General features: G+C 55.2%; 15 protein-coding genes. 2 read left to right on the plus strand and 13 right to left on the minus strand.

Annotated elements, in window-relative coordinates; all coding sequences use genetic code 11:
• Positions 1 to 190: 190 nt before the first annotated feature.
• Positions 191 to 2,134, minus strand: a complete 1,944-nt coding sequence (locus tag P0119_07210) for a sigma 54-interacting transcriptional regulator (protein ID MDF0665851.1) — start codon at positions 2,132 to 2,134, stop codon at positions 191 to 193.
• A gap of 110 nt (positions 2,135 to 2,244) precedes the next feature.
• On the opposite strand from P0119_07210, the gene P0119_07215 reads away from it, so the two are divergent.
• Positions 2,245 to 2,709: a tRNA (cytidine(34)-2'-O)-methyltransferase gene (locus P0119_07215; GenBank protein ID MDF0665852.1), complete on the plus strand. Its 465-nt coding sequence runs from the start codon at positions 2,245 to 2,247 to the stop codon at positions 2,707 to 2,709.
• Between the two features lie 30 nt (positions 2,710 to 2,739).
• Entirely contained in the window at positions 2,740 to 3,306 is a 567-nt protein-coding gene (locus P0119_07220; protein MDF0665853.1) for a metal-dependent hydrolase, read from the plus strand.
• 38 nt (positions 3,307 to 3,344) lie between these two features.
• Here the strand turns inward: P0119_07220 and P0119_07225 are convergent, their stop codons facing one another.
• The 12 genes from P0119_07225 to P0119_07280 form a co-directional block, all read right to left on the minus strand.
• Positions 3,345 to 3,521: a hypothetical protein gene (locus P0119_07225; GenBank protein MDF0665854.1), complete on the minus strand. Its 177-nt coding sequence runs from the start codon at positions 3,519 to 3,521 to the stop codon at positions 3,345 to 3,347.
• 169 nt (positions 3,522 to 3,690) lie between these two features.
• Complete coding sequence (locus tag P0119_07230; GenBank protein MDF0665855.1) at positions 3,691 to 5,481, minus strand: hypothetical protein; 1,791 nt, start codon at positions 5,479 to 5,481, stop codon at positions 3,691 to 3,693.
• Complete coding sequence (locus P0119_07235; GenBank protein ID MDF0665856.1) at positions 5,482 to 6,792, minus strand: glutamate-5-semialdehyde dehydrogenase; 1,311 nt, start codon at positions 6,790 to 6,792, stop codon at positions 5,482 to 5,484. It abuts the gene before it with no gap.
• A gap of 138 nt (positions 6,793 to 6,930) precedes the next feature.
• Positions 6,931 to 7,644 carry a type II secretion system protein gene (locus tag P0119_07240; protein MDF0665857.1) on the minus strand — a complete coding sequence of 238 codons (714 nt, stop codon included), beginning with the start codon at positions 7,642 to 7,644 and terminating at the stop codon, positions 6,931 to 6,933.
• A complete protein-coding gene (locus tag P0119_07245) occupies positions 7,644 to 8,258 on the minus strand; it encodes a hypothetical protein (GenBank protein MDF0665858.1) in 615 nt (204 codons plus the stop codon). The genes P0119_07240 and P0119_07245 overlap by 1 nt, the downstream gene beginning before the upstream one ends.
• A 2-nt stretch (positions 8,259 to 8,260) precedes the next feature.
• Positions 8,261 to 8,833, minus strand: coding sequence for a type 4a pilus biogenesis protein PilO (pilO, locus tag P0119_07250; protein MDF0665859.1), 573 nt, complete (start codon positions 8,831 to 8,833; stop codon positions 8,261 to 8,263).
• Positions 8,834 to 8,836: 3 nt separating this feature from the next.
• Positions 8,837 to 9,457 carry a PilN domain-containing protein gene (locus P0119_07255; GenBank protein ID MDF0665860.1) on the minus strand — a complete coding sequence of 207 codons (621 nt, stop codon included), beginning with the start codon at positions 9,455 to 9,457 and terminating at the stop codon, positions 8,837 to 8,839.
• Positions 9,458 to 9,467: 10 nt separating this feature from the next.
• Positions 9,468 to 10,298, minus strand: a complete 831-nt coding sequence (locus P0119_07260; protein MDF0665861.1) for a hypothetical protein — start codon at positions 10,296 to 10,298, stop codon at positions 9,468 to 9,470.
• Between the two features lie 169 nt (positions 10,299 to 10,467).
• Complete coding sequence (locus tag P0119_07265; protein ID MDF0665862.1) at positions 10,468 to 12,195, minus strand: ATPase, T2SS/T4P/T4SS family; 1,728 nt, start codon at positions 12,193 to 12,195, stop codon at positions 10,468 to 10,470.
• A gap of 64 nt (positions 12,196 to 12,259) precedes the next feature.
• The gene (locus tag P0119_07270; GenBank protein ID MDF0665863.1) at positions 12,260 to 13,474 is read right to left on the minus strand and encodes a type II secretion system F family protein; all 1,215 of its coding nucleotides are present in this window, start codon (positions 13,472 to 13,474) and stop codon (positions 12,260 to 12,262) included.
• 80 nt (positions 13,475 to 13,554) lie between these two features.
• Positions 13,555 to 14,283 carry a LysM peptidoglycan-binding domain-containing protein gene (locus P0119_07275; GenBank protein ID MDF0665864.1) on the minus strand — a complete coding sequence of 243 codons (729 nt, stop codon included), beginning with the start codon at positions 14,281 to 14,283 and terminating at the stop codon, positions 13,555 to 13,557.
• Positions 14,284 to 14,366: 83 nt separating this feature from the next.
• Positions 14,367 to 14,741, minus strand: a complete 375-nt coding sequence (locus P0119_07280; GenBank protein ID MDF0665865.1) for a prepilin-type N-terminal cleavage/methylation domain-containing protein — start codon at positions 14,739 to 14,741, stop codon at positions 14,367 to 14,369.

The following is a 14,741-nucleotide window of genomic DNA, read 5'->3' on the forward strand; positions in this document are numbered from 1 at the left end:
CCAGAGCGATAAATCGATAATGTTAAGGAATTGCAACATGTTGGATGGTGAAGGGGCCACAGTGGAGTCTGTGAGGTTTCACGATCCGTGAAATCTCACGAGAGGATTTGTGAATTTTCGCAAGTCCCCGTGAAGACAACTACGCCAGCATGAGGTGAAAGAGCAGTGATGATTCGAGAGAGAATGTGGCTCAGCTGGGTTTCTGAATCTTTAAGGCTTTCATACGCGATGAGAGTGTCGAGGCATTGAGTCCAAGTAATGATGCCGCACCCTTTTCACCGGACACTTTCCATTTCGCAGTCTGAAGGGCTCTTAGAATGTTGGTTCGTTCCAGTTCCTCGAGTTCCTTTGCTGAAAGAATAGCGTCGGGAGGAGAAGCGGCACTACTTGCTGGAACTCCATGAACTGATAGCGTCTCCGGCAAGGCTCGATCAAGGTTCAGCTTGCCGGCCTCTGCCGTAATGACGGCTCGTTCGATCACGTTCCGGAGTTCCCGCACGTTCCCCGGCCAATTATATGTCAAAAGCCGGCGAGCGTCGTCGGCTGTCAACGGCGCAAGCGTCCGTCCCATCTTCGCGGCAAACCGTTTGGCAAAGACGGAGGCAAGCTTCACCACATCGTCGCCCCGCTCACGCAAGGGCGGCAGCCTGATCGGAAACACGTTCAGCCGGTAGTAGAGATCCTCCCGGAATATGCCCTGTTTTACTGCTGCTGCAAGATCCCGATTGGTAGCGGCAAGCACTCGAACGTCGACCTTCCTCGTTTTCGAACTACCGACCGGATCGAACTCACCCTCTTGCAGCACGCGGAGCAATTTCGCCTGCAACTCGAGCGGCAATTCACCGATTTCGTCCAGGAAAATGGTGCCCTTGTTGGCCAGAGCAAACCGACCTTCGCGCTTCTTGGTCGCGCCGGTGAAGGCGCCTGATTCATGGCCAAACAGCTCGCTCTCGATCAAAGTGGCTGGAATGTTCGCGCAGTTGACGGTAATCAACGGCCTCTCATCTCTCATGCTCGCAGCGTGGATGGCGCGCGCGACCAGTTCCTTGCCGGTGCCTGTTTCGCCCATAATCAAGACGGTGGTGTCGGTTCCAGCGACTTGCGTAACATCTCGGAGCACCTGCTTAAGAGCATGGCTCTCACCGATCATCGTTCCGTCTTGATGCAGTGCTCGGACTTCTTCCCGTAGGAGTTCAGTTTCGACGGTGAGAGATTGAATTTTCTGCTCCGCTTCTACACGGTCGTGGATGTTTCGGAGGATCAGCGTCGTGTACTTTCGGTGGTGCACCTCAAACCGGCTGATTGTGGCTTCGGCCGGAAAGGAACCCCCATTGGGACAACGAGCCGTGAGTCCCCCTGCAATCCAGCGAGAACGGTCACCTTCCGGCCGCGCGTCCAGCTCATCGATCAATGTCGTGAGACGCCGGCTATCCGTTTCGACGACAAACTGGCGGAAATCCCGTCCGACCATACTGTCATCACGGCAGCAAAAGACTTTTTCTGCAGCAGGGTTGACGTGGGAGATGTGGAACCGATCGTCTAATTCAATGATCGCGTCCATCGCGGTGCCCAAGAGCCGCCCGACTTTTTCCTCCCGCTCACGCACTTCCGCTTCGGCCCGCAGTCGCTGCAATTCTGCCGCTGCTCGCCCGGCAAAGATCTGAAACACTGCATGGACACGCGGTTCCTCCGGAATGGGTCGCCGGTCGATCACAGCCATATGGCCGAGAATCTTCCCGTCCGTGTCTTGCAACGGCACGCCCATATAGCTCACCACACCGGTCGTCCTCATTTCCTCATCGTGAGGAAAAATTTCCAGCATACGATCGGGAAAATGTACCAGTTTGGCTGTATCGATTACCCGCTCACAAGGCGTTCCGGCAATGTCCATTTCATAGTCCTTGACCCACTGGCCATCCAGCCAGAAAGCGAATGCCCGCAGCCGACGTGTCTCGGGGAAATATTCCGTCACCCATGCGCCGTGCGTGCCAAGAGCCTTGGCAAGGTTCTGGACCAGAGCCGTGAAAAACTCTTGCCCGGTTTCCGTTGCGGTACCTTCGAGGATTGCGCGTAAGGCGACGTCGGTTTCAAGGTCCTGTAGCGGCTTGGAAGGATCGGCTGACGAAAGAGCCATGGGTGGAAGTATGGGGCGTGGTGAGAATCAGATTCAAGGGGGGGACACCTCCCTACTCCACAATGCCGCATCGTGACAAAGTCCCTGGCCGTGATACACTTCGCGCCTCAATGTTTGATGTCATCCTTTATCAACCTCAGATTCCCCCCAACACCGGCAATATCATCCGGCTCTGCGCCAACACCGGTGTGGGACTGCACCTCGTCAAACCCTTGGGGTTTTCTCTGGACGACAAACAACTGCTGCGTGCCGGCTTAGACTACCACGAGTTTGCCACGCTCAAGGTCTACGGCAATTGGGCAGAGTGCGCCGCACACTTCATGGCTCGCCGCCTATTCGCTGTTTCTACACGCAACACTCACCGTTACGATCGTGCCAGCTACACCAGAGGCGATGCATTTCTTTTCGGCCCTGAAACCAGCGGGCTGCCGGCCACGCTGCTTGAATCGTTTGCGGAAGAAAGACGCATCCGTTTGCCGATGCTCCCTGAGAGTCGCAGCCTCAACCTTTCGAACGCCGCGGCAGTGGTCGTCTATGAAGCGTGGCGGCAGATCAGTTTCGAGAACGGACGCTGACGCTCATTCTTCGTGTGAAAGGCCGCCTTGATGGCATCGGCATTCTCCCATGCGTTTGTGGCCCCTGCGCTCGGCAAGGCTTCCTCACATCCGATCATGACTTGGCAGGTTTTGCTCCTTGGTACGACTTGTTCGATTGTGCCGGATCTGGATGTCCTCGGCTTCTACTTCGGCATCCAATACGGCGACCTCTGGGGCCATCGCGGCATGACGCATTCCCTCTTATTTGCCGGCCTGTTGAGCGCTGCTCTCGTGGCCATGTGGCACAAACAGAAAGCAAGGGCAGCGCGGGTGGGCATATTCGTCTATCTCTTCCTCTGCACCGCATCACATGGTGTGCTGGATGCACTGACCGATGGCGGACTCGGTGTGGCCTTCTTCTCTCCGTTCGATCCAAGCCGGTACTTTTTCGCGGCTCGACCGGTTGCGGTGTCTCCGATCGGCATTGGTGCATTTTTTAGCGAGGATGCCTTTCACGTACTTGTCAGCGAGGTGAAATGGGTCTGGCTCCCAACCATTGCGGGGTTCCTCATCGTTCGCGGACTACAATCTATACGTTCGGCTCAATGTTCTAAAAGGCAAGCACCGGAAGATTGATCAGGCCCAGCCTCGCCAGACGAATACCGCCATGGCTGTTATCCGAGATATCGCCCGTACAAGAAGGCAACAAATTGCTTGGCCCCGCGCATTCTATTTTTTACGTTTTCCTCCGTGACACCGGTCTGCAGCAGTTGTTGCTCAAACCGAATCAATGCATCCTTCAACTCTCTTCTCAATTCTCTTTCGATCACTCGGTCCAGCACACTTGGCATAATCCTCCTCCCCGATTCATACACGAGTCTCCAACCGGTCGCGCCTTTGCCCGCACGATGCGATTTCCAGGTAGCAGCAGCTGTCCAGGGATTCTACAGAACTTTCGAGAGACTAGCCAGTTCCTGCACGGGAGAAGGCCCCGACAGAATCCAAGCCCTGCACGTAACCCTACAATCGTCCGAGATGGAACAACGTCAGACCTGGTTTAACTCTCGCCCTCGGCAAGATCGTCTTATGCATAAGAACGGTCGGAAGAGAGGCAACTGCTTGATCCCAATGCACCAGCAGCCGCGACCGATCCTGCGTCAGATGCTCCCCCAGGTGAACCGGGCCAACGACAAACGCATTGCCACCTCGCCGTAACATGTGACCCAATCTCGTGACGATCGTTTTCATGGTGGTCGAAGAATCAAACGAGTCATACGGCAGCCATTGATAAATCAGGTCATAGGGTTCCCCGCTTGCCAAGGGCTCTTCCCACGTATCCGCTGCTACCATTCGGATTCGCTTCAGCCAATCCCATCGTTGCACCTCAGCAGATTGAATCCAGAGCTGCTGAGCCTGACGCTGTGCATAGGCAAGGTAGCGGACATGCACAGTATAGTCACGTGGCCGATCAAAGAGAATACAAGTGGAAATGACGGCATCTCCGTTCGCGATCAACACACGCTCTGCCTGCGACCGTACCCGTCCCACCTCGCGATCCTGTTCCCCAAGATCGTCAAGATAGTCCGCAACGAAGGGTTGGGCGGCGAGTTCGCTGATTTCTGTGTCGTCCTCGGGAAACAAAGGCACCGCCTCGAAGGCTTCGGCAGCAGGAATCTTCGGGACCCCTTCCGCGAATACTGTTCGCCAATCGACCGGACTGACCGGACATTCGTCGGGCGGCGACGGCCTCACCAGGAGATCGGGATTTAACGGCAAGGATATTTCCGTTTCACGATCTCTCAAAATCAACAGACTCCCTTCGACACGGAGGCTGCGATCCAGCGGGAGCACAGGGCGCCCGATCGAACTGACGTATGGAAGACCCGCGGGATCGTCGGCCAGCGTGGCCTTTTGAACAATCCCGTTTTTCACCGTCAGACATAACCCTTGGCTCTCGTCAAAATACCGAACGGGAGGATATTGGGCCGGCAACCAGGCAATGCGATGAGATTTTGAGGGATCCATGAAAGCTGCTAATGGGTCCTCATTATCGAACGGCTGAGGCGTGAAAAAGCCGGCGAACAAGCGAAAGGCCGCCTCGGATGGATAGGTTGGAATCCCGCGATACTGCAAGACCCTCGGGGCTGAGCGTCCCTTGTTCTGATCGTCATACAATCCGCGAATCAGCTCGAACACGGCAGAGCCAGTCCCCGGCAATAACGATTTGAACAGTTCGACCACCGGGAGAAAGTCAATCTCGTCCCAATGCATGGCTCCCATGCAGGCCATGAAGCGCATCGCTTCAAATCCCCCACCATCCAAAACATACAAGGCGTCTTTTCGCTGTCGAATCGTGGCTATCCCTTTGGGATCGATAGCCAAATCCTCATCGCGATAAAACCACCGTACCTCCTCAATGGGGACTCGTAATGCCCCGGCAGCCATGGCACGAAGATCATCCGGAGTGATCCCTTGCCAATTGGGCCTCGAGGCTAGATTCAGTCTGGTCTCATTCACCAGCCCACCTGGTTTAATCAGGACCCATCGGCCCCAATCAAGTCTGACTCGCGTCCGCGTCAGAAAGACGGTCCCGGTGCCGGTTGACTCCCATTCGCACTCGTGCAAGGGATGGCCCGTCGGGTCTGTCTCAAGAAAGCGCCGTCCATCAGGCCGATAAAAAACGAGGTGTCCGTTTGGAAACGTTTCAACATGCCCGCCGACCTGGCCGAAGGTTTCAGCGAGTGTACGTGTGGAAGGAAACAGGAGATGGTCGGGAGTGTTCAGGGCAAATGCAATGGCGTTCGAGGGCATTCACTCGCGGAGTTGGCCGCTCCCCAAGACAATGAATTTGGAACAGGTTAACTCCTCCAACCCCATGGGGCCCCGTGCATGAATACGCGAAGTGCTGATACCGATTTCGGCACCCAGACCGAACTGATACCCGTCGTTCAGTCTGGTGGACGCATTCACAAGAACGGCACCGGCATCGACCTCTTTGAGAAACCGCATGGCACGTCCGTAATCCGACGTCACGATCGCTTCCGTGTGCCGTGATCCATACTGTGCGATGTGTTCCATCGCTTCATCCATGTTCTTTACGATTTTCACCGCAAGAATCAGTTCAAGAAATTCCTTGCCATAATCCTGTTCGCTTGCCGGCTTGGCCTCAGGAATCAACTGGCAGGTCTTTGGACAGCCACGAATCTCGACCTTGGCCGCGCTGAGGGTTTGGACAAGCGAGGGCAACAGAGCCCGCGCCACCGACTGGTGAACAAGCAGAGTTTCCATCGCGTTGCAGGTGGACGGCCGCTGCACTTTGGCATTGATACAAATGGCCTCCGCCATCGCCGAATCCGCTTCGGCATCGACATAGATATGGCACACGCCTGCATCGTGCTTCACGACCGGAATCGTCGAGTGTTCCGCGATGAGTTTCATCAACGATTCCCCGCCGCGCGGAATGATCAAATCAATGAACCGATCCTGCCGGAGCAACAACGGCACCACCTCACGATCCGCACGGTCGACGAACGTGATCGCACCGGATGGAACACCGGCTTTTTCCGATGCCTCAGACAAAATAGCGGCGATCGCCATGTTGGACTGAATTGCCTCGCTGCCGCCTCGCAACACACAGACGTTGCCCGATTTAAGGCAGAGTGCCGCCGAATCCGCCGTCACATTGGGGCGCGACTCATAAATGATGCCGATCACTCCAATGGGCACACGTACCCGCCCGACCTGCATCCCGTTCGGTCTCGTCCACATAGCGGACATCATTCCTACAGGATCGGGTAACTTCGCCACTTCACGAATACCGACGGCCATTTCAGCGATCCGCTTCTCGGTCAATCTCAAGCGATCTGCCATCGCCTGCTTTGCAGGCGCCATTCCAAAGGCTTTCACATCTTGCTCATTCGCAGCGAGGAGTTCGTCCGACTTAACTTCGATCGCCTCCGCCATGGCAAGGAGTGCCTGATCCTTGGTCGCTGTCGGCAGAGACGCCAATCTCCTCGACGCCTGTTTAGCCTTGGAAACCAGCTCAAAAACATACTCCAAAACGGGCAACGGCTTGGACTCGTCGAATTCCTGATCTGAGGCAGTCTTGTCGAGAGGTTCCACGCTTCGCACCAAGTGATTCAATAAGTCTGGATTAATGGTTGACAATACCGTGTGGGTCAGAGGCGGGTCAAGAGTCTGATCCTTGCGCTCCGTAGCAGCCCGAAGTGTAGGCAATGGTCAATGCCGACCTTGCATGACCTACGGTGTTGCTTCCGGTGGAAGAGGATCCGCAGGAGGTTCTTGTGGCGAGGTCGGGGCCGTTGACGGAGACGGGCCAGTCAGATTCATCGCATCGCCCGACGAATTCATCTCTTCCAAATCGATCGATTGGCCCAGTGAGCTCGGTTCCACTGGAGCGATCGGCTGATCACGGATGGTTGGCTGTGGAGCAACCGCAAACGGCCTTGCGACAGGCCAAGCCGAGGCTACCGTAGACGGATTCGGATACTGGAATACCCAATCGTAGTGGGTCGCCTTTCCCTCAAAATGACGCACTGCGAGCGGGAAATTACCCTGCTTGATCGGTTTGTGCCTGCTCTTGCTTCGAACTCCCATAATACCGCCCATGGGTGCCCGCAGCAATTCCCACTCACCACGTCCCACAGGGTCGAGGTAGACCTTCCTCAGGAAGGGCTTGGGCGGTCTCGTGAGTTCGGCCAGTGTTTGGGGGTACACCTCACCAGATACAACCCTTCCAGCCTTCGCACTGGCCGAGTACAGAGCCAAGGCCGTTTGAATTTCTATCCCCTTGGCCAGCAAATCTGCTTCGAGCTCCCGTTGCACCATCGTCTTCCACTGTCGAGCAGCCACCGTCATGGCAAGCCCCATAAGAGTGATGACAATCATCACCATGAGGTACGAGAACCCTGTTTCTTGCCACCTCAGCGGCGCCAAGAGGCTCCCATTATCCATCACTCCTGATCCGTTGGTTCTTCCGGTGGTTCAGCCGATGATTCTTCCGACAACGACACCGTTTGATCCGTATAGGTCACGGTGTTTCGGATGGTCACACTGTCAGAATTGATCGCCTTGAGGATCAGATGGTTGTCGACACGATCATCGACTTTGAGCACCAGCACCTCATCATTTCTCTTGAGCACCGCAATATCTCTATTTTTCCGGCGACTCTCGCCCACGCGAAGAAATCCGAGGTATCGATACTGCTCTAATTCCACCGCATCCTCTTGTTGCCTCAGGGTCTCGCCTGCACCCGAACCAGGCTGGTCCAGGGAAGCTGGGGCATTCCCGACTGCGAACGTGCCATCGGGACGGGGTACGGAAAAGATGTTCCGAGGCACTGTGAAATTCGCCTGACGTTGAAGGCTCATTGAAGCAAGCAAATCGAGATTGACGCGCAACCCCGTCCCTCTCGTCTCCACATGTCGCCCCACGGACGACGGGTGCCCTGTGACATTCGTGAGCGGAACACGAACAATCTCTTGTTGCGACCGCCAATGCCATACAGCCAGTCCTACCCAGAGCAAGATAAGCGAGGCAGCAAGAATCGTCTTCGTTTTCGCATCCATGGTTACTGTGCTGGTCCCGGCCCACCGGACTCCCCAGCATCGTCGCGAAGGTACGTCGCAATCCTAATATTGAATGTCAACAACTCGTCCTGAGTGCCTCCGGACCGAGTCAGCTCAAGATCCTCGATAAACACCAACTCTTCCGCCGTCTCGAGACCATAGATGAATCGGCGGAGATCCTCGTATCGTCCAGTCATCGGCCCCTGTAACAGTCCTTTCCGCGTAGTTGCGACGAGCGTAGGCTCGGTCTTATAGGACAAGGCCGGCAAGGTGACACGATCGCGCTTCGCTTCCTCTGAAATCCCAAGCGCTAACGGAGTAAAGTCGCGCTCGGCTGGAAGCAGCGCCCATACTCGGTTCAGGTCCTGCTTCGCTTTTCTTGCCTCTCGATGAGACATCAACTTCTGGCGGGTCGCGGCCCATTCCTTTTCCAAACGCTCCCGACTGGCTTGGGCACCTGCCACACCAAGGTCCTGCACGAGAAACAGCGTGAAAAGAAGACCAAGAGCGACCCCCACCCATGGAAGCAAGGGTGCGAAGGGATGTTGCCAGAGAAAGAGCAGACGATCTCTCATCACTCAAGCGCCTTCATGCCGGTACTGTAATGTGACGTCGAATTGCACCAACCCGCTCGGTCCGACACGATGCTGCGCCAGAATCGGGTCCTTAAATGTTGCGTGCCCCTGGAGTCCGACGGTGAAACTCGTGATGTCTTCCAGGCTCATCGCGATTCCCGTGAGTCGAACCATAGTACCGGCTTGATCGAGGCGAACACTGTTGAGAGCAAGGCGTGAAGGGATCGCCTGTTCCAATTCGGTCAAAAACTTTGTCCATGAAAAGGTTCTTTTTTCAAGCAGCTGATTGGCCAACTCAACCTCAAGGGACAGCCCCTTCAACGCCTCTTCAGACAAATCAATACCTTCTTGTCGGGCCTCTGCAATCACGTCTAGGTCCTGTTGCCGTACTGCATCCAATTCTACTTGGATGGTCAGAGATTCTTGATGGGTGAGGATCACTTGCCTGAAGTCCCAACTAATCCCTGTCAGAAGCAGGACACAGCTTCCGATCAAGAGCATTCGAATCGGAGCGACCACCGGCCGATAACGACGGCTCAGATTCATCCGGAATTGATCATCGGCACCGCGCAGCAATGGAATTGACTTGAGTGATTCAACGAACCGAGAGACTCTGGAACTCATGATCGTCATGCTAGAACAACCCAGCCATCGCAGCCAACGATGTCATCCCTTGGTGACTCCCTTTGGCCACTTGGCCAAGGACCTCGATCGATTCCCAGCCTAGATGTTCGACGGACAGTCGGAGCTCTGCCTCAATCAATTCTTGAAAAGCCGAAATGTCTCCGTCTGCACAAATCACGGCTTCCTTAACGACCGCCGAGGGATGTTGCTGTTGACAGATCTCTAATGACGCGCAGCATTCCATAAGAATCTTGTTCAGCATGTCGGGTTTCACAAGCGCTTGAGCCACCTCGACCCCCAACAGCTTGCACCGGTAGAACAGCAAGCGTCCTCGTTGACAAATCATGGTCGTCAAGGCTCGATCCGCTAGGTTGATCCACAGACACTCTCGGCCTCGCCAACGAGATCTCCCTAAAGCCCTTCTCCATAGATCGAAGATCCGTAGGCTCGTCATCCCCACTTCTTGAGGGATGAGCCCGACAGATTCACACAGAGACTCATACTGCTCCAGCACTGATTCCTGGGCCGCGACCGCCAGCACAGTATAGGCTGGTCCTTTACCTCCCGAGCGATCATGAAATACCTGGAACGAGACTCTCGCATCGTTTAGTGGGAACAGTTGCTCTTGACCAAGCAGCCAGCGGATCAGTGCATCGCGTTCCTCGCGCCTGACAGGGATCCTCTCGAGCTGCAGGACCGTCGCTCGCACCGCCGTGTCAGGCAGCAACACTCCAATTCGTCGAGGAAGCTCAGAGAAGATTGCTCCCCCGACCGCATGGTGAACCGACTCTGAGGCCGTTAGGGCACGAATACGATTTGCCAATTCCGACGGGTCGGACACATTCTCCTCAGTTGGAGAAGGTTTGATCATGCCATCGGAAAGCGGTGACATGACGCACGTATGTCGACGCTGTCCACGCCAATTGCGCTCGGTTTCCGCCCACGCGATCGAGTCGGTTCCGAATTTCAAGCAACGCTGTGGTCGGCTGCTGGCCCATTGCCACATCACATCACCCTTCCTCGCTGAACGTCACACGATTGATTTCTCGCAGCGACGTCTCCCCATTCAACACTTTTTTCAGCGCCGACTGCCGCAGCGTAATCATTCCATCGGTCACGGCCCGATATCGGATTTCTGAAAGTGGTCGCTCGGCATGAATCATTTCTTTGATCTCGTCCGTCAAATCAAGAAATTCCGTGATGCATTTTCTCCCCCGATACCCTGTGCCATGACATTGTGGGCACCCCTTTCCTTCGTAGAACGGCGTATCCTTGTATTGCTCATAGTCCAATCCTGATTCCTCAATAAGGGCCTGTTGTACCTTGCCTGGCGTCCGACATGACGGACATAGGATTCGGACAAGCCGCTGCGCCAACACGCAGTTGAGAGCGGCCAACAAATTATAGGTGTCAATCTCCATCGACGCGAACCGCCCGATGACGTCGAACACATTGTTCGCATGCACCGTTGTCAACACAAGATGCCCGGTCAGGGCCGATTGGATCGCTATCTGCGCCGTCTCGGCGTCTCGAATTTCGCCGACCATAATTTTGTCAGGATCATGACGAAGGATGGAGCGGAGACCACGGGCAAACGTGACTCCTTTCTTTTCATTGACGGGAATCTGCACCACTCCTGAGAGTTGGTATTCAACGGGATCTTCGATTGTAATCAGCTTATCCTCGAGCGTATTCATCTCGGATATCGCGGCGTACAGCGTCGTCGTCTTCCCGCTTCCGGTTGGCCCTGTTACCAATACCATGCCATAGGGGCGAGTAATGGCTTTCCTGAATCGTTTCAGATCTTCCGGATTAAATCCAAGCCGTTCGAGCTTCAAAGACGACACTCCGGTCGCAATCGAGTCCCGGTCCAATATTCGAATCACGACCGACTCGCCGAAGACGCTGGGCAGAATAGAGACGCGAAAATCCACCGTCTTTCGATCCAGCCTCATGCGGAAGCTCCCATCTTGAGGCACCCGACGCTCCGCAATGTCGAGCTCGGACATGACCTTCAAGCGAGACACCAAAGGAGCATGCAATCGAATATCCAGCGGCTCCATGGCTGGAATCAGAATGCCGTCGACACGAAGCTTGACTTTCGTCGCACGATCTGCAGCTTCGATGTGGATGTCGCTTGCGCGGCGCTGCATCGCACTCAGCAAAATCGAATCCAGCAGTTTCACGGCCGGACTCTGCTCTTCCCCCGTATGATCGAGATTTGGAATTTCTTCTCCTCGATCATCTTCTTTCAGCAAGATCGACCGATACTCCGCTTCCAGCTCACGGAGTACTTGCCTCGATCCTTCACTGCGTTCCAGCGCCGCCAGAATTGCGCGCTTGGAGCTGACGACTCGATCCAGCGGCTTTCCGATGAGGAGCTCCAATTCGTCGAGTGCGAGCAGGTTTTGTGGATCGGCAAGGGCGATCGTCAGAGTTCCGGAACGCTCAGCCATTGGCACAAAGGGGAACCGCTGCATCAACTTGATCGAGATGGTTTCGTAGTATCGTGGATCGACCTGAAAATCCGTCAGCGGATCATAGGGAAGACCGTATTGAACAGCCAGGGCATGAGCCAATTGATCCTCCGAGAGAAGCCCTTCGCTAATCAGCGTTTGTCCTAAGGCGACGGACGCTCCGTTCAATCGGCGCAAGATATCCTCGACCGAGTGCTGTGTGAGCATTCCCTGGTCCACCAGGACCTCGGCAAGTGATGGCCTCGAAAGCCTACGCGGCATACGCGACCCCTCTCATCATCGTGTCCTCGACGTCCTTAGATCCCACTCCCCCTTTGCTCCTACTCTAACCGCCGACGGTCCCAGCCATCTGAAATACCGGTAGGTACATCACAATGACAATCCCGCCGACTAACACACCCATAACAAGCAGCAAGACCGGCTCTATCCAGGCGGTGAGCTCCGCAAGCTTCGTATCCAGATCAGCCTCATAAAACTCCGCGACGTCCCGCAGCATCGTATCAAGCGAACCCGTTTCTTCCCCTACCGATAACATTTCGATCGCGAGTCTTGGGAGCACTCTGGAACGATCCAATGCATCAGCCAGTGTCGCACCCTCACGAATCTCATTGACGGCTCTGATCGTTGTTTGTGAAATCCATCTATTTGAAACGGCTCCTCGTGCACCTTGCAAGGCATCAATGAGCGGGATGCCTCCCGCAAGCATCGTTCCGAGCGTACGCGTAAGCTGAATGGTATTGTGTTCGGCTGCAATCAGACCCAGAAAGGGGAGATTCAGTACAAGCCGATCGATCGCCAGCTGTCCTGCCGGGGTGGTGTAGTAGGTATGGATTCCAATCATGATGCCGATCGCGGCGACTACGGCGGGCACTATCCGTGACTCCGCATGCATGACCATATCAAGCAAGACCTGAGTCGCCCATGGTAAGGTCTTCGCTGATTCTCCATAGACCGATACGAAAGTCGGCATGACATAGATCAACAGGAAACCGACCACGGCCAGGCCGATACCGATGAGAACGATGGGATAGGAGATCGCCTTCTTCACCTTCTGACGAAGCCCGACCATCAGCTTTAGATACGCAACGTACCGCTGTAGCACCTCCGGAAGATTGCCCGATTGCTCTCCTGCCTTTACCGTAGCGACATAGAGTTCCGGGAAATATACAGGGTGTTTAGTTAAAGCATCCGAGGCAGAGGCTCCGCCTCGGATGTCTTCTCGTACGTCACATAATATCCGCTGAAATCCAGCATGGCCGGCTCGTTCGATCAGGAGATCCCAGATGCGCATTATGGGTAGCCCGGACTTGACCAGAGCCAATAACTCTTGATTGAAGACTAAGAACTGACCCAGCGGAAGCTTTCCCCATGACCACGACGGCTGCGTCCTGACGGAGGTGACTCCCCGACGGTGAAGATTGAAGACCAACAACCCTTGTGACTCTAGCTTGGCACGAACCAACGATTCATTTTCCCCTTTCACCTGCCCATGGATTGTGGACCCATCAGGACGTGCGACTCGATACGCAAATACTGCCATCAATCTGGACCTTCAGGATTTGCCGCTAGTCCATCGTGCGCCACCACATTCGTTCGCCCTCGGACACTTCACTAGGGGGCTCAGTGAGCCAAGAGAGCTTGACCAACTTGAATACGGTCGTTCGGCAGCGCGTTGCGAACCATGAGGCGTCTGACAGAAGTGTGATGTCGGCGTGCGATACTCCACAACGTATCCCCAGACTTGACTACTACCTGTATGCGAGATCCGACAGTTGCCGATGGAGAACTCCGCTGTGGATCGTCGACCGAGGATGAACTCGATACCTCGGGCGCCGATCCCGAGACAACCAGTGTGCCCTCCTCCAGAGCTGCCGACAGAGCATCCTGCTGGGGGCCGACAGTCGCCAACTCCAGTTGCCCAGCGTTTGGAGAAACCATAGTCACGGGAGACACATTTCCCTTCACCTGCCTCCCAACTTTCGATAACTGCTTTTGAAGCTGCTTCCGTTGATTCTGCAGTGCGGCTCTGGTCCGCCCCACCTCTTCCCGTTCGGATCGAGCGCTGCTTAGTTCTTCCCGCTGGAGATCAATCACATGACGAGCTTCCGTCAACCGACGTTCCGCCTCCCGAATCCGCCCTTCGATCTGCGCTCGGACGATCTGCACATCAGCCAATTCCTGACGCCGTGCGCCGGCCTCTGCTCTCAACTCGGCAACCGTTCGCTGGGCATCCCGCAAGGAGGTCTTGAGGGTATCTACCGTGAGTTGGAGATCCGACATCTCCGGTTCTTTCATGATGGTGGGCTCGAGCTGACTACAGGCCGACATTCCAAGCAACAGGATCCCCACGAACCTATTCCCCCATTCTCCCCTCACTCGAAACGCTTCGTGCCAGGGGCGGAATCTACTCTGAGGCGATCTCACGCGCCTGTTCACCATTGGTTATATGGAGTCCCGTTTGTCCCAACAAGGTCCGACCCCGAATACACATCAAAGATGCCACCCTCTGTTGGTTCAACGATCTGTTGCCAAGAACTCGGCGAATTCGTAAAGGGGTCTTTAGGTAGGGCTCGCAGATATCCTGCAGTTACCAGACCATCCAAAGCCGGAGGGTACTTCCCTTTGTCCGCACGATGATGGTCCAACAAGTCGCGCAGCGTGAAAAGATCTTGCCGCAACACCGTCTCCCGAGCTTTGATCGAGGATGATTGATAGGACGGAACGGCAATAGTAGCCAAAATGCCGATAATGGACACGGTGATCATAACTTCAACCAGTGTAAAACCCTTTGCATTCCATCTACCCAC

Origin of the sequence: Nitrospira sp. (assembly GCA_029194665.1) — a bacterium.
Lineage (GTDB): Bacteria > Nitrospirota > Nitrospiria > Nitrospirales > Nitrospiraceae > Nitrospira_D.

What these genes read in the sequence shown, in the direction of transcription:
- P0119_07210 (MDF0665851.1), bottom strand. Translation starts at nt 2,134, where the DNA reads ATGGCTCTTTCGTCAGCCGATCCTTCCAAGCCGCTACAGGACCTTGAA.
- P0119_07215 (MDF0665852.1), top strand. Translation starts at nt 2,245, where the DNA reads ATGTTTGATGTCATCCTTTATCAACCTCAGATTCCCCCCAACACCGGC.
- P0119_07220 (MDF0665853.1), top strand. Translation starts at nt 2,740, where the DNA reads ATGGCATCGGCATTCTCCCATGCGTTTGTGGCCCCTGCGCTCGGCAAG.
- P0119_07225 (MDF0665854.1), bottom strand. Translation starts at nt 3,521, where the DNA reads ATGCCAAGTGTGCTGGACCGAGTGATCGAAAGAGAATTGAGAAGAGAG.
- P0119_07230 (MDF0665855.1), bottom strand. Translation starts at nt 5,481, where the DNA reads ATGCCCTCGAACGCCATTGCATTTGCCCTGAACACTCCCGACCATCTC.
- P0119_07240 (MDF0665857.1), bottom strand. Translation starts at nt 7,644, where the DNA reads ATGGATAATGGGAGCCTCTTGGCGCCGCTGAGGTGGCAAGAAACAGGG.
- P0119_07245 (MDF0665858.1), bottom strand. Translation starts at nt 8,258, where the DNA reads ATGGATGCGAAAACGAAGACGATTCTTGCTGCCTCGCTTATCTTGCTC.
- pilO (MDF0665859.1), bottom strand. Translation starts at nt 8,833, where the DNA reads ATGAGAGATCGTCTGCTCTTTCTCTGGCAACATCCCTTCGCACCCTTG.
- P0119_07255 (MDF0665860.1), bottom strand. Translation starts at nt 9,457, where the DNA reads ATGAGTTCCAGAGTCTCTCGGTTCGTTGAATCACTCAAGTCAATTCCA.
- P0119_07265 (MDF0665862.1), bottom strand. Translation starts at nt 12,195, where the DNA reads ATGCCGCGTAGGCTTTCGAGGCCATCACTTGCCGAGGTCCTGGTGGAC.
- P0119_07270 (MDF0665863.1), bottom strand. Translation starts at nt 13,474, where the DNA reads ATGGCAGTATTTGCGTATCGAGTCGCACGTCCTGATGGGTCCACAATC.